This window comes from Bordetella genomosp. 6 (genome assembly GCF_002119705.1).
In the GTDB taxonomy this organism is placed as follows: domain Bacteria; phylum Pseudomonadota; class Gammaproteobacteria; order Burkholderiales; family Burkholderiaceae_B; genus Bordetella; species Bordetella bronchiseptica_F.
On sequence record NZ_CP021107.1, the window covers coordinates 344712 to 366222 of the forward strand.

Genomic DNA, 21511 nt, shown 5'->3' on the forward strand with positions numbered 1-21511 from the left:
TATATGGCGCCGTTGCCGGCGTTGCGAACGGCTCAGCCGGCGCTGTCCGGCCGCGCCGCCGCGGCGTTCTCGTGCGCCAGCAGCCAGCGCTTGCGCTCCAGCCCCCAGGCGTAGCCCTTGAGCGCGCCATCCTTGCCGATGACACGGTGGCAGGGCACGATGATGGCGATGGGGTTGGCCGCGTTGGCGCCGCCGATGGCGCGCGCGGCCTGGCGGTCGTCATGTCCCAGTTGCCGCGCCAGCGCGCCGTAGCTGGTGACCGCGCCGGCCGGAATCTGGCGCAGCGCCTGCCATACGCGCCGCTGCAGCGCGCTGCCGCCGGTGGCGGTGGCAACGCCGTCCAGCGCGTCGCACTGTCCCGAGAAATAGCGCGCCAGCGCCGCGGCGATCGCCGCCGGGGCCGGCGCCTCGCGCAGGGTGTATGTCCCGTAGTGCAGGTGCAGCAGCCGCCGCAGGCGCTGCGGCGAGTCGGCGAACTCCAGCGCGCGCACCTGTTGCCGGTCGTCGGTGACCAGGCTCAGGGCGCCGAGGGGCGATTCGAGTTGGGCCTGAAAGAATTGCATGATGCGCTCCTGGTTTGATGGCGCCTTGACTGTAGGCGGCGCGCGCGCGCCGCGCATCCCGGCGCTTGCGGCCGAATTCAGGCGCCGGCGCGCCGCAGCGTGAAGTTGATGCGCTGGCGGCCCAGCAGCGCGTGCTCGCCGTCGGCCAACGGCATCACGCCGTGGTAGCGCAGCCGGTCCACGCCGCCCCACACGGCCACGTCGCCGTGCAGCAGCGGCACGCGCGCCGGGCGTTCGTCGCGCCGCGCGCCGCCGAACAGGAACATGGCGGGCAGGCCCAGCGACACCGACACGATGGGCGCGCCGAAGTCGCGCTCGTTCTTGTCCTGGTGCAGCGACATGCGCGCGCCGGGCGCATAGCGGTTGATCAGGCAGGCGTCGGGATCGAAGCCGGCAAACCCCGCTTGCGCCGCCGCCTCGCGCGCCAGTTGCGCGAACACCCGCGGCATCGGCGGCCAGGGCAGGCCGGTCTGCGGATCGTCGGGCCGGTAGCGGTAGCCGTGCGCGTCGGTGGTCCAGCCCAGCGCGCCGCAATTGGTCAGCGCCACCGACATGGTGAAACCGCCCGGCGTGACCATATGGCGCAGCGGCGCCTGCGCGACGATCGCGCGCAGGGCGGGCAGCAAGGCGTCCAGCCAGGGCAGGGCGAAGCCGCGCAACACCCACGCCTGCTCGCCCAGGCGCGTGCGGATGCCGGTCTGCTCGGCGTCGAAGAGGTCGGCTTGCATGGCGCTGCGTCTCAGGTGGCGTCGTGGAAGATGATGCCTATCGTATAGCGTTGGCCGGCCCGCAGTGCGCTTACCCCATGGCGCAGGCTGGCCTGCACCGGCCCGCGCGCGCCTTGCGCCGGCCGCCGGTTGACCGCGAAGACCAGCGCGTCGCCCTGCGTCAGCGGCATGACCTCGGCGCGCGCCGCGTGCCCGGCGCGCTGCTCGGTCATCACGAACTCGCCGCCGTCGAAGTCGCGGCCTGGCTGGGACAGCAGGATGGCGACTTGCAAGGGGAAAACCCGTTCGCCGTACAGGTCCTGGTGCAGGCAGTTGTAATCGCCCGGGCCATACTTCAGCAGCAGCGGCGTGGGGCGCGTCTGGCCGGCCTGGTGGCAGGTGTGCAGCCAGTCGGCGTGCCGCGCCGGATAGCGCACGGGGTCGCGCAGCGCCGCATTCCAGCGATTGGCCACGGCCGCCAGCCGCGGATAGAACGCGGTGCGCAGCTGCGCCACCAGCGGCGGCAGCGGATAGGCGAAATACTGGTACTCGCCGCGGCCGAAGCCGTGCCGGGCCATGACGATGCGGCTGCGGAACAGCCGCGGCTGTGTGTACAGGGAGGCCAGTTCGCCGCACTCGCGCGCGTCCAGCAGGCCGTGCGCGACGGCGGCGCCGCGCGCATCGAGCGCGGCTTGCAGGGCAGGCCAGTCCAGCGCGCCGATGCGCGCCTGCACCGTGTCTGGGCAAGTATCCATATCGGCCAGTCTAGCGCCGCGCGGGCGCGCCGGCCTCCCGCGGCTTGCGGTCGAATTCGGCCGCACCCTCGTGTCCGCGCCGCAGGCGGCGCCACAGCGCTACATTAGCGGCAGTGGCGCCCGCCGGGCGCCGGGAGAGCAGCGATGCAATGGGTCTTGGTCAGTGCCTGCCTGCTGGGCCGGCCGGTGCGCTACGACGGACGCGATGCCGCCACCGGACATCCGGTGCTGGCGCGCTGGCAGGCCGAGCGGCGCGTGGTGGCGGTTTGCCCGGAAGTCGCCGGCGGGCTGCCCACGCCGCGCCCGCCGGCGGAAATCGCCGCCGGCGCCGGGGGCGCCGCGGTGCTGGACGGTCTGGCGCAGGTGCGCGAGGCCTCGGGCGTCGACGTCAGCGCGGCCTTCGTCGAGGGTGCGCGGCAGGCGCTGGCGCTGGTGCGCGAGCGTGGCATCCGCGTCGCCGTGCTCAAGGAAGGCAGCCCGTCGTGCGGCAGCGGGTTCACATACGATGGCAGTTTCAGCGGCGCGCGTATCGCGCGCGAAGGCGTGACGGCGGCCTGCCTGACGCGCGCCGGCGTGCGCGTGTTCAGCGAGCATGAGCTCGACGCCGCCCAGGCCTGGCTGAGCCAGCTCGAAACCGGCGCCTGAGGTTCAGCGCGCTAGCACCAGCAGGCGGCCGGGCAGGGTGGGATGCGCCAGCACGTCGGTCTCGATGCCGTAGATGCGCCGCATGTTGTCCGGCGTCAGCACTTCGTCGGGCGGCCCCAGTGCGGCCAGCCGGCCGTCGGCCAGCAGCGCCAGCGTGTCGCACCAGCGCGCCGCCTGGTTGATGTCGTGCACGATCACCAGCACCCCCATGCCGGCCTCGTGGGCCAGCGCGCGCGCCGTGGCCAGCAATTCCATCTGGTGCCTGGGGTCCAGGTTGGAAATGGGCTCGTCCAGCATGAGGTAGCGGGTCTGGCCGGGTGCGCGCATGGCATGGCATTGCGCCAGCACGCGCGCGAATTGCACGCGCTGCTGCTCGCCGCCGGAGAGCTGCGGATAGCGCCGTTGCGCCAGATGGGTCACGCCCGCCTGCTCCAGCGCGTCGCGCACCAATTGGCGCACGGCAGCCGGATCCAGTTCCGGAAACGGATAGGCGCCCATGCCGACCACGTTGCTGACGCCCAGGTCGAACGACAGCGAGGGCTTCTGCGGCAGCACGGCGCGGCGGCGCGCCAGCTGCCGCGCATTGAAAGCCGCCAGGTCCGTATCGCCCAGGAAGACCTGGCCCGAGCGTGGCGCCAGTTCGCCGGCCAGCGCCGCCAGCAGGGTGGACTTGCCGGCGCCGTTGGCGCCCAGCAGGCCCACCAGCGCGCCGGGCGCCAGCGTCAGCGAGACGTCGGCGAGGATGGGGGCGCCGCCACGCGCCAGGGTCAGATTGCGGGCTTGCAGGGTCATGGGCGTTGCTGCGTTCAGAGACGGCGGCCGCGCGCCAGCAGCCACAGGAAGAAGGGGCCGCCCACCAGGCTGGTGACCAGCCCGATGGGCAGTTCCGCCGGCACGATCACCACCCGCGCCAGCCAGTCCGCCAGCGTCAGGGCCAGGGCGCCGGCCAGCGTCGAGGCCGGCAGCAGCCAGCGGTGATCGGCGCCCAGCGTCATGCGTATCAGGTGGGGCACCACCAGGCCGACGAAGCCGATGCCGCCGGTGGCCGCCACCAGGGGGCCGACGATCAGCGCGGTGGCCAGCACCAGCCGCCGCCGTACCGAGCGCAGCGCGAAACCGAGGTGGTGCGCCTCGCGCTCGCCCAGCAGCAGGGCGTTCATGGCGCGCCACTGGCGCATCAGCCACCACGACCACAGCAGGGTCCAGGGCGCCAGAAACGCCAGCAGCGACCAGCGCGCGCCGGCCAGGCTGCCCATGCTCCAGAACGTGAGGTCGCGCAGCTGCGCGTCCGAGGCCATGAAAGTCAGCAGGCCGATCACGCTGCCGGCCACCGTGTTGATGGCGATGCCGGCCAGCAGGAGGCCCGCCACGCCGTGCGCGCGGCGTCCCAGCACGTAGGCGCAGCCGGTTGCCAGCAGGCTGCCGGCGAAGGCCGCGGGCGCCGTGATGGCGAAGCCGCCGGAAGTCAGCACGATGGCCAGCACCGCGCCCATCGCGCCGCCGGCCGAAATGCCTACCAGCCCGGGCTCGGCCAGCGGATTGCGAAACAGCGCCTGCATGGCCGCGCCGCAGATCGCCAGCGCCGCGCCCGCCGTGGCCGCGAACAGCACGCGCGGCAGGCGGATGTCGAACAGCACGTTGCGCCACAGCGCATCCCGCGGCGTGCTGTCGCCGCCGACCAGGCGCGCCAGGTCGGCCAGCGGGATATGCACCGCGCCGCTGGCGGCGGCGAGAATGGCCACCGCCAGCAAGGCTGCGCCCAGCGCCAGCAGCAGCGCGACCGGATGGCGCCGGCTAGCGGGCGGGCGGGGTGCCGTGGCCAGCGACACAAGGCGTCTCCTTGAGTTGGCGGATCGCCTGCGGCAGGCGCGGGCCGGTTCCCAGCGCCAGCAGGTCGTCCATCACCACGATGCACTGGCGTTGCGCGGCGGGCGTGGCGGCGATTCCGGGTTGCGCGCGTAGTTTCTCCAGGCCGCCCGATGCCGCCAGCGAGGCCGCGGTCACCACGATGACCTCGGGCGCCAGCGCCCCGAGCGCTTCGGCCGACAGCGGCTTGTAGCCTTGCTGGCCGGCCAGCGCGTTGGCCAGCCCCGACAGGCGCAGCAGCAGGTCCGCCGCGGTGTCGCGCCCGGCGCCCAGGGGCGTGCCGGTGCGGTTCATCAGCAGCAGCGCGCGCGCGCCCGAGGCCGGCAGCGCCTCGGCCCGGGCCAGCTCGGCGTCGAGCCGGGCGGCCAGGCGCTCGCCCTCGGGGACGGCATCCAGTGCCTGGGCGATGGCGCGTATGCGCGCGTGCAGCGACGGGAGCGACGCGCCGTCGGACACGATGGCGACGGGGACGCCCACCGCTTTCAGGCGCGCGATGGCCTCGGGCGGGCCAGCCTGTTCGGAGGCCAGCACCAGATCGGGCTCGAGCGCCAGCACCCCCTCGACCGGCACGGCCCGGTAGTAGCCGATGCGCGGCAGCCGCGTGGCCTCCGGCGGATACAGGCTGGACAGGTCGTCGCCGACCAGGCGGCCGCCCTGTCCCAGCGCATAGACGATTTCGGTGACGGTGCCGCCCAGCGTGACGACGCGCTGCGCCGGCGCGGCCTGCGCGGCGGCCCCGGCGCAGGCCATTGCCAACAGCCATGCCAGCAGGCGCTTCATGGCCTGCCTCACTGGGCCAGCGGCTGGCCGCACAGGCCAGACAGCAGTTGGCGCCAGGCGGCCAGCTCGGGCTTGCCGGGCTTGCGTTCGCCGAAGAACTGCACGATCAGCTCGCCGCCGGCCGTGTACAGCTCCAGCGAGGTGACCCAGCCGTCGCTGGTGGGTTTGCTGACCACCCAGGCCGAATCGATGGTCTCGGTGTTCAGGTGCAGGTTGAAGCGCGGATCCAGCACGTTGTACCAGGGGCCGGTGCGGCGCAGGTTCTCGACCGGGCCGGTATGGATCTGGATCATGCCGCGGTTGCCCACGAAGCACATGATGGACAGGCCGCTGGCCGCGGCCCGCGTCAGCATGTGCTCGACCGTCGCGGCCGGCACCTGTTGCGCCAGGTCGGCGCCGGCGGCCTTCAGGGCCGCCAGCCGCGCCACCTTGAGCCTGCGCAGCAGCGGGAAGAACTCGTGCGTGTCCTGCATGGCCAGCCAGCCGCGCCGCAACGCGGCCGGGTCGTCCACGGCGGCGGCTTCGTCGGCGGGCGGATAGGGCTGCGGCTCGGGCCATTCGGGCTCGCCCGCGTAGCGCGCGACCAGCGCTTCCCAGGCCGCGCCATCGGTAGCCTCGGTGCGGTAGACCTTGTGCACCGCCACGCCCGCGCCGTCGAAGAACTGCAGGCTGGTGTGACCGTCCTGTTCGACGGCCCAGGCGCTGGCCCAACAGTTGAAGAACACGCGCAGGTCGATGTCCGGCCCCAGCACCAGGCCCACCGGCCCTTCGGCCTGGATGTCCTGGTAGCGGCCGTGCCGTTCATGCACGCACCAGTCGTTGCGGGTGAGGGCCATGACTTCGCCCAGCTCGCCCAGGTCGCGGAAGATGGCTTGCGGCTTGCCGCGCAGCGCGGTGACGCGCGCGCCGTTGCAGCCCGCCGCGACCCATTCGGCTTCCGAGACGCCGAGCGCCTGGGCCAGGTTGCGGGCGCGCTGGCCGGGCTGGCTGGCGGCCAGCTCGTCGTTGCGCTGGCGCAGCGCCGCGGCGCGGGTGGCAAAGGTCGGTTCGGTCATTGCATTCTCCAGGGTATGGTTCTGGCGCGGCGGCCCGGCGGCCGCCGCGCGCCGGGTTCAATACTGGTAGGTCAACGATACGCGCACGCTGCGGCCTGGCTCGGTGTACCAGTCTACCGGTCGCGGAATCGCGATGGCGCCCGCCGTGGGCACGTTGATGGCTTCCCAGTATTTCTTGTCGAACAGGTTGAATACGCCCGCCTGCAGCTGCAGGCCCTTGACGGCGGCCGGCCGCCAGTAGGCCGACAGGTCCACCACGCCGTAGCCCGGGGCCTGGAAATCGGCGTGGGGCGTGCCGGCGGAGGCCTCGGGGTACTGCACGTCGTCGCGGCGCGTGGCGGCCGTCAGCATGGCGTCGATGCCCCATGCGTCGCGCTGGTAGCCCAGGCCCAGGATGGCCTTGAGCGGCGGCACCGAATTCAGGTACTGGCCGGTGTTTTCGTCCTTGCCCACGGCCCAGGCCAGCGAGCCCCAGGTGCGCCAGTTGGGGGCGAACCGCCAGTGCGCCGAGGCTTCGGCGCCATAGATGCGCACGCGCGCCCGGTTGACCACCCCGGTCACGCCCAGCGGGTACTGGCCGTCCCAGGCCGGCTGCCATTGCGGCGAGCTCTTGCCCAGCGGCACGCTCTTGTCGATGAAGTTCTGGTAGCGGTTGTCGAACAGCGATACGGCGCCTCCCAGTTGGTCGTCGCCCAGGCGGGCGCCCAGTTCCCAGCCCTTGCTGGTCTCGGGCTTCAAAGAGGGATTGCCCACGCGCAGGTAGGTTCCCGGGCCGCCGTAGTTGGTGTAGAGCTCGGTGGCCGACGGCGCCCGGTAGCCGAAGCCGTATTGCGCATACAGCGTCAACGCCTCGCGCGCCTTCCAGGTGCCCAGCAGCTTGGGCGAGAAGCGGCCTCCCGACGACGGCGGCGGCAGCGCGCCGGCGTTGGGGTTGTTCTGGTAGCCGCCGCCTTGCTGGGGCTTCTGTTCGTAATGGTCGTAGCGCAGCGAAGGGGTCAGGGTGTAGCGGCCGTCGGCGAAGGCGATTTCGTCCTGCGCCCAGAGGGCCCACTGGCTGCCCTTGACGCGGGGCATGTCGGCCTGGTTGGTATGCAGCATGTCGCACAGGCGCGGCCCCATCGGCGCCGGCGTGCCGGGCGGGATGGCGGGGCAGTTGTCGTAGCCGTCCGAGTACTGCTCGGTGCGGTTGCCGTACCACTCGCCGCCTATGGTCACGCGCTGCGACACCACGCCTTCGAAGCGGCTGGAGAGCTCGCCGTTGACGCCGAAGATCGATTCCTGGATCGAGTTGCTGCGCCCATAGGGGCCGCTGGGATAGCCATAGAAGTATGGATCGCCGGGGCGGGCGTAGGCGCGTCCGTCGCGCGTGCGGCGGGCGTCCTGCGAGTTGTCCAGCCGCAGCCGCTGCCAGTACACCATGGCCCGCGCGCTGTCGATCGCGGCGCCGGCCCGCGGGGCGTTGTACTGGTAGTCCAGCGAGACGCGCTTGCGCGTGGTTTCCTCGTGGGTGCGGTTGGCGCCGTAGTGGTAGCTGGTGCCGGCGCCCTGCTGGTACATCTGGTCGAGGTCGGCGCGGCGCTTGAAGTATTCGCCGGTCAGGCCGAGGCGATGGCCGCCTTCGAGGCGCTGCTGCAGCTTGAACAGGAAGTTGTTCTGCGCGTAGTCCTCGGGGCTGGGCCGGCTGCGCTTGCTGCCGTAGCCGCCGGTGTCGGCGCGGTTGTCCAGGTCGTGGCCATTGCGGGTGCCCGCCTGCAGCAGCCAGCTGGTGTCGTCGTGGACCTGTCCGGCCAGGGCGGCGTTCAGGCCCCAGCTGCTGTCGGCCGAGTCATAGTCGGACTTGGCCAGCGCGCCGAACCGGCGCCCGTCGCGCAGCAGGTCGGTGGGTTCGAGCGTGCGCAGGTCGGCCAGGCCGCCCAGCGCGCCGGAGCCGGCCGCGCTGGAGTCGGCGCCGCGCACCACGTCCAGGCGCGACAGGGTGTTGAAGTCCACCGCGTTCAGTCCGCCCTGGATGCCGCGCGCGCCGTCGTCGAGCCAGGGCAGGCGGATGCCGTCGATGCGCGTGACCACGCGGTTTTCGTCCAGGCCGCGGATGTTGATGCTCCGGGTGCGGCGGTTGTAGTTGACGCCGGGATCGACGCGCTTGCCGATGTCGCTCCAGTCGAGCACCTGGCGCGCGTCGAGCTCGCGGCGCGTGGCGGTGCGGGCCCAGGCGGGATCGGCGCGCACGGCGTCAGCCTCGACGGTGACCGGCGCCAGTTGCGCCACCGGGCCGGCGGGCAGCGCCTGCAGGACGTAGGTGCCGGCGCCGCGCTGGCGCGCGCCCAGGCCGCTGCCGTCGAGCAGGCGCGCCAGCCCGTCGGGCACCGAGTACACGCCTTGCAGGCCGGCGCTGGCGCGGCCGCTTACCGCGGCGGGGTCGTACAGCAGGGTAATGCCGGCCTGGCTGGCAAAGCGCGCCAGGACCTCGCCCAGGGGGCCGGCTTCGATGTGCCAGGCGCGCGCGTCCGCCGATGCGGAGGCCGCCGTCGCCGGCTGCGCGGCGGCCGAAGCGGCCGCCAGCGTGCCGGCCAGCGCGCATGCGGCCAGCGCGCCGCGCATGGCCAGTGCCGTGTGGGGGCGCCTTGGCGGCGCGGGGCGGGCGCCGCGGGCGCCCTGGTCGCAAGCGTAAACCATGATCTTCCTTTCCCATCGAGAGCAGGCACGAGCGTGCTTGTGCTGTCGATGACCACCGGCGCGTCGAAACCGGACAGGAAACGGGAAGTTTTTTTGTCGAGGGGCGTTCCTCGGTCATGGCGGGCCGCCTCATTACGTCGCCGCGCCGGCGGCCCGGGGGCCGACGGTGACCCAGTACGGGGTTACGTAGGACAGTTGCACCGGCAGCAGCGCCGGCAGGGCGCGCAGGATGTCGTCCGTGTGGGCCACCTGGAACACCCCGGAGATACGCAGGCCGGCCACCTCGGGGTCGCAGCGCAGCGCGCCCGGCCGGTAGCGACCCAGTTCGCGCAGGAAGCGGTCCAGGCGCATGGCATCGGCGCGCAGCACGCCGCGCAGCCAGTCCGGCGAGCCATCCAGCGTTTGCGCCGCGCCCTGCAGCGCGCCGTCGCGCCAGGCGATGCGCTGTCCGGCCGCGACGGGGCGGACAAGATTGTCGGCGCCTCGCCAGAAGGCCAGCCCGGCCACCACGCCGAGCAGGCCGTCGGCGTCGTCCTGGCGCAGCCACAGGTGCGCCGCCTCGGTGCGGATCATGCCGCCGCGGGTCAGCACCCGGCAGGGGCGGCCGGCTTCGAGGTAGATTTCGCCGCGGTGCAGGCGCAGGCTGAGCATGCCGGGGCCGTCGTCCACGCTGACGGCGGTGCCGGTATTCAGGCGCAACTGCGTGTGCGGGTCCAATGCCACCGTGCGGGTTTCGCCGGTGCCGGTGCGCAGGTCGGCCAGCCAGCCGCCGGCCTGGGCGCCCCGCAGCGCGGCCCAGGCGGCCGGCGGCGCGACCAGCAGCGCGACCAGGGATTTCAGCATCGTGCGGCGGTCTTGCGCGCGGCCCAGGGCGGCCCGGCCCACGGCCGGCGGGATGCGGTCGAACATGCTCGTCAGCCGGCGAGCCCGCTGCCAGGCGCGTTCGTGCTCGGCGTGGCTGGCGCGCCAATGGTCGCAGGCCTGGATTTCGTCGGCGCTGGCCTGGCCGGAGTCCAGCCGCATGAGCCAGCGGGCGGCCTCGCGCGCCACCCGGCGCTCGATCGGCGCGTCGTCTCCGGGCGGATTCAGGGGGCCAGCAGGATGCATTGCTCGTAGCCCTGCGCGATGTAGCGCTGCACGGTGCGCACCGATACCTGCAGGCGTCGGGCGATGTCCGCGTATGGCAGGCGTTCCAGCTGGGCCAGCAGGAACGCCTGGCGCACCTTCGGGGCCAGGCCGTGGAGAAACGCATCGATCTGGTCCAGGGCTTCCAGGATCAGGGCGCGTTGTTCGGGCGAGGGAGCGTGCGCCGGCGGCAGGCTGGCCAGGGCCTCCAGGTAGGCCCGTTCGAGCGAGCGGCGCCGGTAGTGGTTGACGACCAGCCGGCCGGCGATGGTCAGCAGGTAGGCGCGAGGCTCGCGCAGCGTGGCGAGTTCGGCGCGGTGACGCAGCACGCGCACGAAGGTGTCCTGCGCCAGGTCGGCGGCATCGTAGGCGTCATTCAGCTTCTTGCGCAGCCAGCTTTGCAGCCAGCCGTGATGTTCGCGGTACAGCGCGTGGACGGCGTCCTGGGGGGCGAGGGAGGTAACGGGCACGGTAGGCGGGCGCGAGGATGATAATGCAAACCACTATCATTCTAGATAAAAACCACGCGCATGCAACCCGTGCCTGCCGGCGCGCCAGCGCCGGCAGCCCGCGGCCGGGAAGCGGCGCGGGCCAGGTCATGCCAGGAAAATGGGCGACGGCGCCGGGCCAGGCCGGCGCGGCGTTCAGCGGGCGTCGAGCGCGGGCTCGTCGGAGCCGGGGTTGCCGGGGGTCTTGCGGCGCAGCGGGGCCAGCAGTTCGGCCAGCGTGAACGGAAACAGCGGGATCGTGCGGCGCAGTTCGGCGCGCTGGGCAAAGTGCGGCAGCAATTGCTGGCCGATACGGGCGTGCTGCATACGAGGTGTAACGGATTTCATGGTTAGTACCTATTGCTTTATCTACCAAGCAATTGTACATCGAATACCGTTTTAACGCAGCCCTGCCATGATCTGCACAACAATCGGGCGGATTTTTGCGCCGCATATGCGCGATTCGATAGGCCAATCAAGCAATTGGCGCGATTTGCAGGCTTGCGATGCGGCACCGTGCGCCTATCGGTGAATTCCCTAGGTCGGCACAAACTGCATACGGTATACAATGTTCACAACGGTCGCCGAGATATCGGCGCCGGTACGAGCGGGGTTGCCCACGGCGGCCCGGCATTCCAGGACATTGTGAGCGCGAACCAGCCATGCCTATCGTTGTATTCCACAAGGGCGACGAGACCTTCACCGACGAGGTGAAGGACAACACCAATCTGGTGGTGCGCGCCGGGATCAAGCAGTTTCCCTACCCGAACCTGCGCTACCAGTGCGGAATGGGCAAATGCGCCACCTGCGCGTGCCGCATCCTGGCCGGGGCCGAGCACCTGCCCGAGCCGAACTGGAAAGAGAAAAAGCAGCTGGGCGACCGGCTGGCCCAGGGCTACCGCCTGGCCTGCCAGCTGTGGATTACCCACGATATCGAGCTGCGCCAGGACGCGGCGGCCCCGGCCGGCGGCGGAGCCTGACATGTACGTGATCCTGACCAACAAGCCGGGCCAGTTCCATACCGAGGCGGGCCCCGAGTTCGAGGTGGTGGAGGAGTACGACTACCTGTTCTACGGGCAGCGCAAGGCCATCTACCAGATCGCCGCCCTGCGCGGCGAGGCCAAGGTCGCCATCGTCGAGGAAGGGCCGGGCGCGGTGGTCAACCATGTGCCTTCCAAGTTCCTGGAGAAATTCGAATCGCTGCAGGGCGCGCGCGACGCGCTCACCGATCTGACGCGCTTTGGCAGCATGCAGGCCGAACTGGTTCGGCGCGACGCCTGAGCCGCCGACAATCCATTCGTGAACACCATGGTCGAAATCACTTTCATCACCAACGGCGGCAAGGTCGTCACCGCGCCCGAGAACAGCAACCTGCTGCGCGTCTCGCTCAAGGAGCAGGGCGGCATCCCCTTCAAGTGCGGCGGCGGGCTGTGCGGGACCTGCAAGTGCCTGATCGAGTCGGGGCTGGAGCATACCGACGCCATCAAGCCCAAGGAGCGCCGGCACCTGACGCCGGAAGACTTCGAGCGCGGCTACCGTATGGCGTGCCAGACGTTCGTCAACGGCGACATCAAGGTGTCGTGGCAGAAACCCAAGCCCGTCTGAGGGAGCGCGCATGCTGCATATCGACGACAGGATGATCGAGGACGCGGTCACCGCGCAGGCCGCGCAGGAGGTGCTGCACGCCGCGTTCCTGGACTTCGGCCGGGGCTCGGCCGCCATGCAGCGGCGCGTGCGCACCGAGGCTGGCGGCGTGAAGCTGTCGACCCTGGGCGCGGTGATTCCCGGCCAGGGCGTGGCGGGCGCCAAGGTGTACACCACGATCAAGGGGCAGTTCCAGTTCGTGATCCTGCTGTTCTCCGCCGCCGATGGCCGGCCGCTAGCCACCTGCGACGCGGGCGCGTTGACGCGCAAGCGCACCGCCGCCTGCACGGTGCTGGCCGCCGGCGCGCTGGCCCGTCCGCGTTCCAGCGTGCTGGGGCTGTTCGGCGCCGGTACCCAGGGCGTCGAGCATGCGGCGCAGTTGAGCGCGCGCTTTGCCCTGGAGGCGATCCTGGTCAATGATCCCTATGCGCCGCCCGAGGTATTGGAGCGCATCGGCCAGCGCTGCGGCGTTCCGGTGCGCATGGCCGCGCCCGCCGAGATTGCCGCGCAGGCCGACATCGTGGTGACCGCGTCGCGTTCGACCACGCCGCTGTTTGCCGGGCGGGCGCTGCGCGCGGGCGCGTTCGTGGGGGCGATCGGATCCAGCCTGCCGCACACGCGCGAACTGGACGACGAGGCGTTGCGCCGTGCGCGCGCGGTCGTGGTGGAGTGGCGCGAGCAGACGCTTCCGGAGGCCGGCGACCTGGTGCTGGCCGCGCCGGATACGGGCCTGGACGCCAAAGTGGTCGAACTGGCCGATGTGCTGGCCGGGCGGACGGCGGTGCGCCAGGCCGATGAAGATATCGTGATCTACAAGTCGGTGGGCGTGGGGCTGGAGGACGTGGCCCTGGCGGGGTACGCCTACCGCCGCCTGGCCGCCGAGCGAGGCTGGCCGGCGCCCTAGGACGGCGCTCAGGCCGCCGAGGGCTGGTTCTGTTGCTGCGCCTCGGTGTAGGCGCGCGCCGCATTGTGGACGTGCTGGGTGGCCAGCAGCGAGGCCAGCTCGCCGTTGCCGGCAATGACGGCATTGAGGATCTGCGCGTGTTCGTCCCAGTTCTGCTTGGCGCGCCGCATGTTGCTGGGCGCGAACAGCAGGGCGGTGCGATCGCGCAGCGAGCGCATCAGGTCGGTAAGCACCACGTTGCCGGCGATGGTGGCCAGCATTTCGTGGAACTGCGAATTGAGCGCCAGGAATTGCTGCAGGTCGTCGCTGCGCGCCGCTTCGGTTCCATCGTCGAGGAACTTGCGCAGGCGCGTCACGGTGGCGTCGTCGCGGCGTTGCGCGGCCAGCTTGGCATTCAGGCCTTCGAGCGTGGCACGGACTTCGACCATGTCGTAGGCGATGGCTTCGGACAGCACCGCCACCGACGCGCCGCGGCGCGGCTCGATCGTCACCAGGCCTTCGGCGGCCAGGGCGCGCAGGGCTTCGCGCACCGGGATGCGCGACACGCCCATGTCGTCGGAGAGACGGCCTTCGATCAGCCGGTCGCCGGGCGTGAATTCACCGCTGAGAATGCGTTCGCGCAATTTGTCGCGGATGACGGCGAACAAGGGCGTGTGCTGCTCGCCGATTTTCAGCGAAGGGGCGGAATGGCCGGCGTCGAGCGGATACGTGCTGGAACCAGGAAGTGCCATGGCGGTGTGCGAGCAGATTGGACAGTGAATACAGTGTCCATTGTATTACTCCGCTACACCGTTCGTGCAAACGGCCCGGCCGCGCCCTCAGGCGCCCAGCGCGGCGCGCGCCAGCACGACCAGCGCGCCGATGGCGCAGATGCCCAGCAGGATGCGGCGCACGGTGGCCGGCCGCATGCGCTCCTTCAGGCGGCTGGAGCAGGAGAAACCGAGCAGCAGGAACGGCAGCAGGCCGACGCTGAGCAGGAATTCGTTGATGCCGTAGCGGTCGGCCAGCGACAGCATGGTCAGCGAGAAGGACGCCCCGATGAACAGGATCAGCCCCAGCGTGGCGCGCAGGCGCGGCGGCGCCGCGTGCTGCATCATGATGGCCAGCGGCGGCGCGCCGACCGAGGTAATGGTGCCCATGACGCCGGAGGCCAGGCCGGCCCCCGACATCTGGGCGGGCGATGCGCTGATGCGTACGCCAGCCACGCTGATGGCCACCGCGGCCAGGATGGACACGGCGAACAGCACCGAGAGCAGCTGCGGGGCGAAGCGGGTCAGGGCATAGACCGCCACCAGGGTGCCGGCGAACCGTCCGAGCAGCGTATAGCCGACCGTGGCCCAGTCGATGGCCGCCCGTTCGCGCAGGGCGGTCAGCAGCGACACGAAGCCGCCCAGGGTCAGCAGGGGGCCGGGCGCCAGTTGCGGAAAGAAAATCCCCGCCACCGGCGCGGCCAGCATGGCGAAGCCCACGCCGCCTATGCCTTGCGCCACCGCGGCAACGAAAACCGTGGCAGCCATGGCGGCAAACATCCAGGGGTCGGGGGCGTAGGCAAGCCAGGGCATGGTTGAGGTTTGTTGGTATACGATATGCAATCATAGCGACGAGGCGTGTCGCCAGCAAACCGATATGGCGATTTTCGCGGGTTATCCCTCAGGAAATGGCGCCAGGGCAGCGCCAGGCGTCGTCAGGCCGCTATGGTATTCCCTAGGTTTTCCGGCTTTCCGCTTTGATCAAAATCAAATTAAATATAGTATACAGTTTGAGCGCGGGCTTCAGCCCGTGCGTGAACAAGGGGAAGCGGTATGCAGTCTGATGTCGTGCTGGGCGCCGCCCATTGGGTGTACCTGCTCAGTGTGGTGGCCATCATTCTCACGATGGTCCTGCGGGCCAATGTCGTGGTTCCGTCGGTGCTGGGCACGTTTCTGGTCGTGCTGGCTTTCACGGGCAGCCCGATCCAGGCGCTGGTGGGGATTTTCACCGCCAGCTTCGTGGCGGCCAAGGAACTGTTCAATATTTTCCTGGTGATCACCTTCATGACGGCGCTGCTCAATGCGCTGAAGGTGCTGCAGGCCGACGTGCGCATGGTGCAACCCTTGCGCCGCGTCATGACCAACGGGCATGCCTCGTTCCTGATCCTGGCCGGCTGTACCTATGGCCTGTCGCTGTTCTTCTGGCCGACGCCGGCGGTGCCGCTGGTGTGCGCCATCCTGCTGCCGGCGGCGGTGGCGGCGGGCCTGCCGCCGCTGGCGGGCGCGATGGCGATCGCCATCGCCGGGCAGGGCATGGCCCTGTCGTCCGACTACGTCATCGGCGTGGCCCCGGGGATCAGCGCCAAGGCGGCGGGCGCGGCGGTGAGCGCCGCGGTGGTGGCCGACCGGGCACTGGTGCTATCGGTCATCACGGGCGCGATCGCCCTGGTGATGACCTACCTTTTCATGCGCAAGCACATCGTGCCGGGCGATACGGCGCTGCTGGCGGCCTGGCAGGCGCGCGCGCAGGACGGCGAACTCGCGCGCATCGAGGGTTCGGGCTCGTTCGACAAGGCCGAGCTGGCGCGTGGCGCCAGCCAGCCGGTCAAGGGCGGGGCCGATGCGCGCCTGGCCGGTTGGTCGCGCGCTTTTGCGCTGATCACGCCTATCGCTTTCCTGGGCGTGATCGCGCTGATGGCCTTGCCGCGGCTGGTGCCCGGCCTGCCGGCGCTGCGCGGCGGCGACGCGGCCGCGCTGGTGGGCGGGGTGGCGTTCATGCTGATGATGCTGGCCACGCTGGCGGCCGAAGGTCCGCGCCGCATGCTCGACGTCTGCCCCGAGCACGTCACCGACGGCTTCGTGTTCGCGTTTCGCGCCATGGGCTCGGTGCTGCCGATCGCCGGTTTCTTCTTCATCGGCGCGGCCGAGACCGCCGCGCCCATCCTGGGGCTGGAATCCGGGCATGCGCCGGGCCTGCTGTTCGACCTGATCAGCGCCGCCCAGCACCTGATTCCCGAAAACCACTACCTGGTCGCCTTCGGCGTGCTGCTGGTGGGCATGGTGACCGGCATCGACGGCTCGGGTTTTGCCGGCCTGCCGCTGACCGGCACCCTGTCCGGCGCCCTGGGCCCCGTGGTGGGCATCGACCCGGCGACCCTGGCCGCGGTGGGCCAGATGGGCGCCGTATGGACCGGCGGCGGGACGCTGATCGCCTGGTCATCGCTGATCGCGGTGGCCGGCTTTGCCCGCGTGCACGTGCTCGACATGGTGCGCGCCCTGATGCTGCCGGTACTGCTGGCCCTGAGCGCTTCCACGATTGCCGCCATCGTGATCTGGTCCTGAAGCGGCGGCGGGCCCGGGAATGCGGGTTTTCCCGGGCTTTTATTTAGTGCTTACAGTATACAATATCCAAACATTCTCGCCAGCGCGCTTTGCGCCAGCGCTATCTACAAAGGAGCAGACCATGTCGGATTTGATGAGCCGAGAAGAATTCCGCAGCGCGTTGGAAAACGCCATCAAGGGCAAGAGCGCCAACGCATCGCCGTTCAGCATCGCCTGGGCCAGCGGCCAGCTCAGCCGCGAACACCTGGCGCGCTGGGCCGAGAACCACTATCACTATGTCGGCCCGTTCGCCGACTACCTGGCCTACATCTACGGCCGTACGCCCGACGCCTATACCGAGGCCAAGGATTTCCTGCTGGCCAATATGTATGAAGAGGAAATCGGCGGCGACCGCCACACCGACCTGCTGATCCGCTTCGCCGAAGCCTGCGGCACCACGCGCGAACGCGTGGTCAGCCCCGACAACATGTCGCCCACCACGCGCGGCCTGCAGAGCTGGTGCTATGCCGTCGCCATGCGCGAGGACCCCATCGTGGCGGTGGCCGGCCTGGTGGTGGGCCTGGAGTCGCAGGTGCCGTCGATCTATCGCAAGCAGACGCCCACGCTGCGCGAGAAGTACGGCTTCACCGATGAGGAAGTCGAGTTCTTCGATCTGCACATCGTCTCGGACGAGATCCACGGCGAGCGCGGCTATCAGATCGTGCTCGAGCACGCTAACACGCCCGAGCTGCAGCAACGCTGCCTGCGGATCTGCGAAGTCGGCGCGCAGATGCGGCTGCTCTACACCACCGCCCTGTACACCGACTATGTGCAGCACGAGCTGTCGCTGGACAAGCTGAAGCTGGCCGCCTGAACCGCGCCGCCGGGAGGCGGCGCCCGCAACCTGAAAGGTCTGATGTGGAAGATCTACGGAACCACGAGTTCAAGAACTATATCGGCGGGCAATGGGTCGCCTGCGCCGCGGGCAAGACCTACCCCAACGTGAACCCGGCCGACACCGACGACATCGTGGGGCGCTTCCAGGCCTCGCAGGCCGAGGATGCGGCCGCGGCGGTGGCCGCCGCGCAGGCGGCCTTCGACGGCTGGCGCAACCTGGCCGTGTCCAAGCGCGTCGCGCTGATGCAACGCGCCGCCGACTACCTGGAGGCGCATGCCGAGCAGTTCGGCCGCGAGCTCACGCGCGAGGAAGGCAAGGCGCTGAACCTGGCCAAGGACGAAGTCCTGCGCTCGGCGCAGACCATCCGCTTCTACGCGGCCGAGGGCCAGTCGTTCACCGGCGAAACCTTCGTCAACGACGATCCGGACATGGTCGTGTACAGCCAGCGCGAGCCGCTGGGCGTGGTGACGGTGATCTCGCCGTGGAACTTCCCGGTGTCGATCCCGGCGCGCAAGATCGCCCCGGCGCTCATCACCGGCAATACCGTGGTGTTCAAGCCGTCGTCGGACGCGCCGTTGTCCGGCCTGCGCCTGGTCGAGGCGTTCGAGCAGGCGGGCTTGCCGCCCGGGGTGCTGAACCTGGTGACCGGCAGCGCCTCGGCCATCGGCGCGGCGATCACCCAGGCGCCGCAGGTGCGGGCGGTGTCGTTCACAGGCTCGACCGCGGCGGGCGAGCAGATCCACCGCTCGGTGGACATGACCACCCGCACCCAAATGGAGCTGGGCGGCAAGAACCCGTTGATCGTCATGGCCGACGCCGACCTGGACCGCGCGGTGGACCTGGTCGTCAAGGGCGGTTTTTCGCTCAGCGGCCAGGCCTGCACGGGAACCAGCCGCGTGCTGGTGGACGCGCCGGTCAAGGCGGCCTTCACCGAGAAGCTGCTGGCCAAGGTCAAGACCCTGAAAGTGGGCAACAGCCTGGAAGGCAGTTTCGACCTGGGTCCGCTGGCCACCGCCAAGCAGCTCGATTCGGTGATGCGCTACATCGAGGTGGGCAAGCAGGAGGCGCGGCTGCTGTGTGGCGGCGAGCGGCTGGATGGCCCGGGCTACGAGCGCGGCTACTACCTCACCCCGGCGGTCTTTACCGATGTCACGCAGCAGATGCGCATCGCCCGCGAGGAGATCTTCGGGCCGGTCATCGCGCTGATCGAGGTCAATGGCTATGAAGACGCCATCGCCAAGGCCAACGACACCGAATACGGCCTGGCCGCGGCCATCGCCACCACCAATGCGCAGTACGCGCACCGTTTCGCGCGCGATATCCAGGCCGGCACGGTGAAGATCAACCGCACCACCACGGGCAACCTGATCAATGCGCCGTTCGGCGGCCTGAAGCGCTCCAGCACCTCGACGTTCCGCGAGTCGGGCCGCATCGGGCTGGAGTTCTACACGCAGATCAAGACGGTCTATCGCGCCGGCTGAAACCCATACGTTTGAAGGGACGACATGAAACAGATCTATCGATTGGAATTGGAAGAAGCACGCGTCATGATCCAGGCCGCGATTGCCAAGTCGCAGGAGATCGGCGTGCTGGAGTCGATCTGCATCGTCGACGACGGCGGCTACCCCATCGCGCTCGAGCGCATGGACGGCGCGCGCATCACCGGCCCGCAGATTGCCTGGAACAAGGCGTTCACCGCCGCCGGCCACAAGCGCTCGACCCACCTTTTCAACACGCCGCCCAACGGCCCGGCCTTGCCGGGCAACGAAGCCTTCGGCATCCAGTGGAGCTTCGAGGGCAAGTTCGCCGTGTTCGTGGGTGGGTTTCCCATCGTGGTCGATGACGAGGTCATAGGCGGCGTCGGCCTGAGCGGCGGCAATGGCGAGCAGGACACCAAGGCCGGCGTGGCGGCGCTGCAGGCGCTGGCCGACATGCTGGCCGAGCGCGGCATGAAGGTGATGGTCGCCGCCGACATCAAGAAGTAGGCGCACGACGGAACCGCCATGGCTTATCGCATTCATCTGATGGAAACCGGCGAGCAGTTCAGCGCCGAGCCCGGCGAGTCGGTGCTGGATGCCGCCACGCGCGCCAACGTCCGGATGGCGCACGAATGCACCTTCGGCGGCTGCGGCACGTGCCGCGTCAAGCTGCTGGAGGGCCGGGTCGAATACGAAGAGCAGCCCATGGCGCTGAGCGAGGAGGAAGCGGCATGCGGCTACGCCCTGGTATGCCAGGCACGCGCCTGCTCCGACCTGGCGATCAGCGTGGCCAGCGGGCCGGCCTTCGCCGAGCCGCGCCGCATCGCCGCCCGCGTGGCGCACATCGCGCCGCTGTGCAGCGATGTGACGCACCTGGCGCTGGACGTCGATCCCGAACAATGGCCGGACTACCGCGCCGGGCAATACATGAATATCGTGCTGCCCGACGGGCAGACGCGCAGCTTCTCGATGGCGTCCGATCCGCGCCACGGACGGCTGGATTTCCACGTGCGCCGCATTGCCGGCGGGCGGTTCACCGACCGCTGGCTGGCCGCCGCGCAGGCGGGCGCGCCGCTGGAGATCGAAGCGCCGCTGGGCACCTTCTGCTACCACGAGCAGGATTACCGGCCGCTGGTGATGGTGGCCACCGGCACCGGGCTGGCGCCGATCAAGGCCATGCTGGAATCCCTGCTGGATGACGACGACTGCCCGCCGGTAAGCCTGTACTGGGGCATGCGCACCGAGGCCGACCTGTACCTGCGCGACACCATCGCGTCATGGCAGGGCCGGCTGTACGAGTTCGATTTCGTGCCGGTGCTGTCGCGCCCCGATGCCGGCTGGCTGGGTCGCAGCGGCTATGTGCAGGATGCGGTGCTGCAGGACTTCGACGACCTTTCCGAGCACGCGCTGTACCTGTGCGGGTCGCCGACCATGATCGCGCAGGCCAGGCGCCGTTTCGCCGAGCGCGGCGCCAGCCTGGACCATCTGTACGCCGACAGCTTCACCTTCCAGCATCCGCTGGCGGCCGCGGCCTGAGGGGCGGGCGCCGGGGGGCCGTGGGGCGCCCGGGGGGCCTGTCCCAGTGGGGACAGACACCTGGATTCCTGCGGGGCAGGCAGCCAGAAGTTTGCGGGCGCCTGTCCCCATACGAGGCAGCCAGAAGTTTCGGGTGCCTGTCCCCCTACGGGGACAGGCACCCGAGTAGATAGAATAGGCGTTCGACCCGAATCCGGCCGCGCCCTGGCGGCGCGGCCCCGTCCTGCGAGCGCCGCCATGATGATCGACCCCGAATTGCGCCCGGCTTTCCTGCCCGCCGGCAAGCTGCGCGCCGCCATCAACCTGGGCAATCCCATCCTGGCCGGCACCGATGCGGCGGGCCAGGCCGTCGGCGTGTCGGTCGACCTGGCGCGGGAATTCGCCCGGCGCCTGAACGCCGGCATCGAGCTGCGGGTGTTCGACACGGCCGGGCAGTCGGTCGATGCCGTCAGCCGGGAAGAGGCCGACATCGGTTTTTTCGCCATCGATCCGGCGCGCGGCGCGGATATTGCCTTCACCAGCCCGTATGTCTTGATCGAAGGGGCGTACCTGGTGCGCGACGACTCCCCGCTGCGGGCCAACGAAGACGTCGACCGCGCCGGCACGCGCGTCACCGTCGGCAAGGGCAGCGCCTATGACCTGCACCTGACGCGCGCCTTGCAGCATGCCGAGATCGTGCGCGCGGCCAGCTCGCAGGCGGTGGTCGACACCTTCCTGGCCCGGCGGCTGGACGTGGCGGCCGGCGTCAGGCAGCAGTTGCAGGCCGATGCGCGGCGCGTGGGCGGCGTGCGGCTGCTGCCGGGACGCTTCATGGTGATCAGGCAGGCCATGGGCCTGCCCAAGGCGCGCGGCGAAGCGGCCGCCGCCTGCCTGGATGCCTTCGTCGAGAGCATGAAGAGCAATGGGTTCGTGGCCCAGGCGCTGGCGCGCCATGGCATCCAGGGCGCTTCCGTGGCGCCGCCCGGCCGGGACGGCTGAGGCGCCTGGCCAGGCCGGAAAATGGGGCGGCGCCGGCCGCGCTGTTGCCGGCCCGCAACAAGCGGCGGGGTTTGCCGGCGCGGCCCGTGGCGGCGCGCTTTTCGGCATGCCGCTATGCCACAATAT

At 70.3% G+C, this 21511-nt stretch carries 24 protein-coding genes; 11 read left to right on the top strand and 13 right to left on the bottom strand.

Features of this window, described 5'->3' with window-relative positions:
* Positions 1 to 32: 32 nt before the first annotated feature.
* The 3 genes from CAL11_RS01645 to CAL11_RS01655 are packed head-to-tail and all read right to left on the bottom strand — an operon-like array spanning position 33 to position 2025.
* Complete coding sequence (locus CAL11_RS01645) at positions 33 to 620, bottom strand: methylated-DNA--[protein]-cysteine S-methyltransferase (RefSeq protein ID WP_086091974.1); 588 nt, start codon at positions 618 to 620, stop codon at positions 33 to 35.
* A gap of 20 nt (positions 621 to 640) precedes the next feature.
* Entirely contained in the window at positions 641 to 1291 is a 651-nt protein-coding gene (gene alkB, locus CAL11_RS01650; RefSeq protein WP_086091975.1) for a DNA oxidative demethylase AlkB, read from the bottom strand.
* Positions 1292 to 1302: 11 nt separating this feature from the next.
* Entirely contained in the window at positions 1303 to 2025 is a 723-nt protein-coding gene (locus CAL11_RS01655) for a 2OG-Fe(II) oxygenase (protein WP_033468398.1), read from the bottom strand.
* Positions 2026 to 2169: 144 nt separating this feature from the next.
* Here CAL11_RS01655 and CAL11_RS01660 point away from each other — a divergent pair, with 144 nt between their 5' ends.
* Positions 2170 to 2670: a DUF523 domain-containing protein gene (locus CAL11_RS01660; protein ID WP_033468396.1), complete on the top strand. Its 501-nt coding sequence runs from the start codon at positions 2170 to 2172 to the stop codon at positions 2668 to 2670.
* A 3-nt stretch (positions 2671 to 2673) separates the two neighbouring features.
* Here the strand turns inward: CAL11_RS01660 and CAL11_RS01665 are convergent, their stop codons facing one another.
* The 8 genes from CAL11_RS01665 to CAL11_RS01700 all read right to left on the bottom strand — a co-directional run bounded on the left by CAL11_RS01665 (position 2674) and on the right by CAL11_RS01700 (position 10984).
* Complete coding sequence (locus CAL11_RS01665; RefSeq protein WP_086091976.1) at positions 2674 to 3462, bottom strand: heme ABC transporter ATP-binding protein; 789 nt, start codon at positions 3460 to 3462, stop codon at positions 2674 to 2676.
* 14 nt (positions 3463 to 3476) lie between these two features.
* Positions 3477 to 4421 carry a FecCD family ABC transporter permease gene (locus tag CAL11_RS01670; protein ID WP_086094494.1) on the bottom strand — a complete coding sequence of 315 codons (945 nt, stop codon included), beginning with the start codon at positions 4419 to 4421 and terminating at the stop codon, positions 3477 to 3479.
* 43 nt (positions 4422 to 4464) lie between these two features.
* Positions 4465 to 5328 (bottom strand): heme/hemin ABC transporter substrate-binding protein, encoded by an 864-nt coding sequence (locus tag CAL11_RS01675; RefSeq protein WP_086091977.1) that lies wholly within the window; start codon positions 5326 to 5328, stop codon positions 4465 to 4467.
* Positions 5325 to 6371, bottom strand: a complete 1047-nt coding sequence (locus CAL11_RS01680) for a hemin-degrading factor (RefSeq protein WP_086091978.1) — start codon at positions 6369 to 6371, stop codon at positions 5325 to 5327. Before CAL11_RS01680 ends, CAL11_RS01675 begins: the two co-directional genes overlap by 4 nt.
* Before the next feature lie 57 nt (positions 6372 to 6428).
* On the bottom strand, positions 6429 to 9044 hold the full coding sequence (locus CAL11_RS01685; protein WP_086091979.1) for a TonB-dependent receptor: 2616 nt from the start codon (positions 9042 to 9044) through the stop codon (positions 6429 to 6431).
* Positions 9045 to 9176: 132 nt separating this feature from the next.
* The gene (locus CAL11_RS01690; RefSeq protein ID WP_086094495.1) at positions 9177 to 10094 is read right to left on the bottom strand and encodes a DUF4880 domain-containing protein; all 918 of its coding nucleotides are present in this window, start codon (positions 10092 to 10094) and stop codon (positions 9177 to 9179) included.
* 35 nt (positions 10095 to 10129) lie between these two features.
* Positions 10130 to 10639 carry a sigma-70 family RNA polymerase sigma factor gene (locus CAL11_RS01695; RefSeq protein WP_033463502.1) on the bottom strand — a complete coding sequence of 170 codons (510 nt, stop codon included), beginning with the start codon at positions 10637 to 10639 and terminating at the stop codon, positions 10130 to 10132.
* Between the two features lie 174 nt (positions 10640 to 10813).
* Positions 10814 to 10984, bottom strand: a complete 171-nt coding sequence (locus CAL11_RS01700; protein ID WP_244172899.1) for a hypothetical protein — start codon at positions 10982 to 10984, stop codon at positions 10814 to 10816.
* A 335-nt stretch (positions 10985 to 11319) separates the two neighbouring features.
* On the opposite strand from CAL11_RS01700, the gene CAL11_RS01705 reads away from it, so the two are divergent.
* Genes CAL11_RS01705 through CAL11_RS01720 form a run of 4 tightly spaced genes read left to right on the top strand, consistent with a single transcriptional unit; the run spans position 11320 to position 13205 of the window.
* Positions 11320 to 11637, top strand: coding sequence for a 2Fe-2S iron-sulfur cluster-binding protein (locus tag CAL11_RS01705; protein WP_033463498.1), 318 nt, complete (start codon positions 11320 to 11322; stop codon positions 11635 to 11637).
* A 1-nt stretch (position 11638) separates the two neighbouring features.
* Positions 11639 to 11938: a hypothetical protein gene (locus CAL11_RS01710; RefSeq protein WP_004567880.1), complete on the top strand. Its 300-nt coding sequence runs from the start codon at positions 11639 to 11641 to the stop codon at positions 11936 to 11938.
* A gap of 18 nt (positions 11939 to 11956) precedes the next feature.
* Positions 11957 to 12262 carry a 2Fe-2S iron-sulfur cluster-binding protein gene (locus tag CAL11_RS01715; RefSeq protein ID WP_003815425.1) on the top strand — a complete coding sequence of 102 codons (306 nt, stop codon included), beginning with the start codon at positions 11957 to 11959 and terminating at the stop codon, positions 12260 to 12262.
* Between the two features lie 10 nt (positions 12263 to 12272).
* Positions 12273 to 13205: an ornithine cyclodeaminase family protein gene (locus CAL11_RS01720; protein ID WP_086091980.1), complete on the top strand. Its 933-nt coding sequence runs from the start codon at positions 12273 to 12275 to the stop codon at positions 13203 to 13205.
* An 8-nt stretch (positions 13206 to 13213) separates the two neighbouring features.
* On the opposite strand, the gene CAL11_RS01725 is transcribed toward CAL11_RS01720, so the two are convergent.
* Entirely contained in the window at positions 13214 to 13936 is a 723-nt protein-coding gene (locus CAL11_RS01725) for a GntR family transcriptional regulator (protein ID WP_068927371.1), read from the bottom strand.
* 87 nt (positions 13937 to 14023) lie between these two features.
* Entirely contained in the window at positions 14024 to 14767 is a 744-nt protein-coding gene (locus CAL11_RS01730; protein WP_086091981.1) for a sulfite exporter TauE/SafE family protein, read from the bottom strand.
* A 240-nt stretch (positions 14768 to 15007) separates the two neighbouring features.
* On the opposite strand from CAL11_RS01730, the gene CAL11_RS01735 reads away from it, so the two are divergent.
* From CAL11_RS01735 to CAL11_RS01760, 6 genes are all read left to right on the top strand, one after another.
* Complete coding sequence (locus CAL11_RS01735; RefSeq protein WP_033463488.1) at positions 15008 to 16516, top strand: hypothetical protein; 1509 nt, start codon at positions 15008 to 15010, stop codon at positions 16514 to 16516.
* A 121-nt stretch (positions 16517 to 16637) separates the two neighbouring features.
* Positions 16638 to 17369 carry a TenA family transcriptional regulator gene (locus tag CAL11_RS01740; protein WP_033463486.1) on the top strand — a complete coding sequence of 244 codons (732 nt, stop codon included), beginning with the start codon at positions 16638 to 16640 and terminating at the stop codon, positions 17367 to 17369.
* 44 nt (positions 17370 to 17413) lie between these two features.
* Positions 17414 to 18874 carry an aldehyde dehydrogenase family protein gene (locus tag CAL11_RS01745; RefSeq protein ID WP_086091982.1) on the top strand — a complete coding sequence of 487 codons (1461 nt, stop codon included), beginning with the start codon at positions 17414 to 17416 and terminating at the stop codon, positions 18872 to 18874.
* Between the two features lie 24 nt (positions 18875 to 18898).
* Positions 18899 to 19378 carry a GlcG/HbpS family heme-binding protein gene (locus tag CAL11_RS01750; protein WP_086091983.1) on the top strand — a complete coding sequence of 160 codons (480 nt, stop codon included), beginning with the start codon at positions 18899 to 18901 and terminating at the stop codon, positions 19376 to 19378.
* 18 nt (positions 19379 to 19396) lie between these two features.
* Positions 19397 to 20407 (top strand): 2Fe-2S iron-sulfur cluster-binding protein, encoded by a 1011-nt coding sequence (locus tag CAL11_RS01755; protein WP_086091984.1) that lies wholly within the window; start codon positions 19397 to 19399, stop codon positions 20405 to 20407.
* 237 nt (positions 20408 to 20644) lie between these two features.
* Positions 20645 to 21385: an ABC transporter substrate-binding protein gene (locus tag CAL11_RS01760; RefSeq protein ID WP_033463478.1), complete on the top strand. Its 741-nt coding sequence runs from the start codon at positions 20645 to 20647 to the stop codon at positions 21383 to 21385.
* The last annotated feature ends 126 nt before the right edge of the window (positions 21386 to 21511 follow it).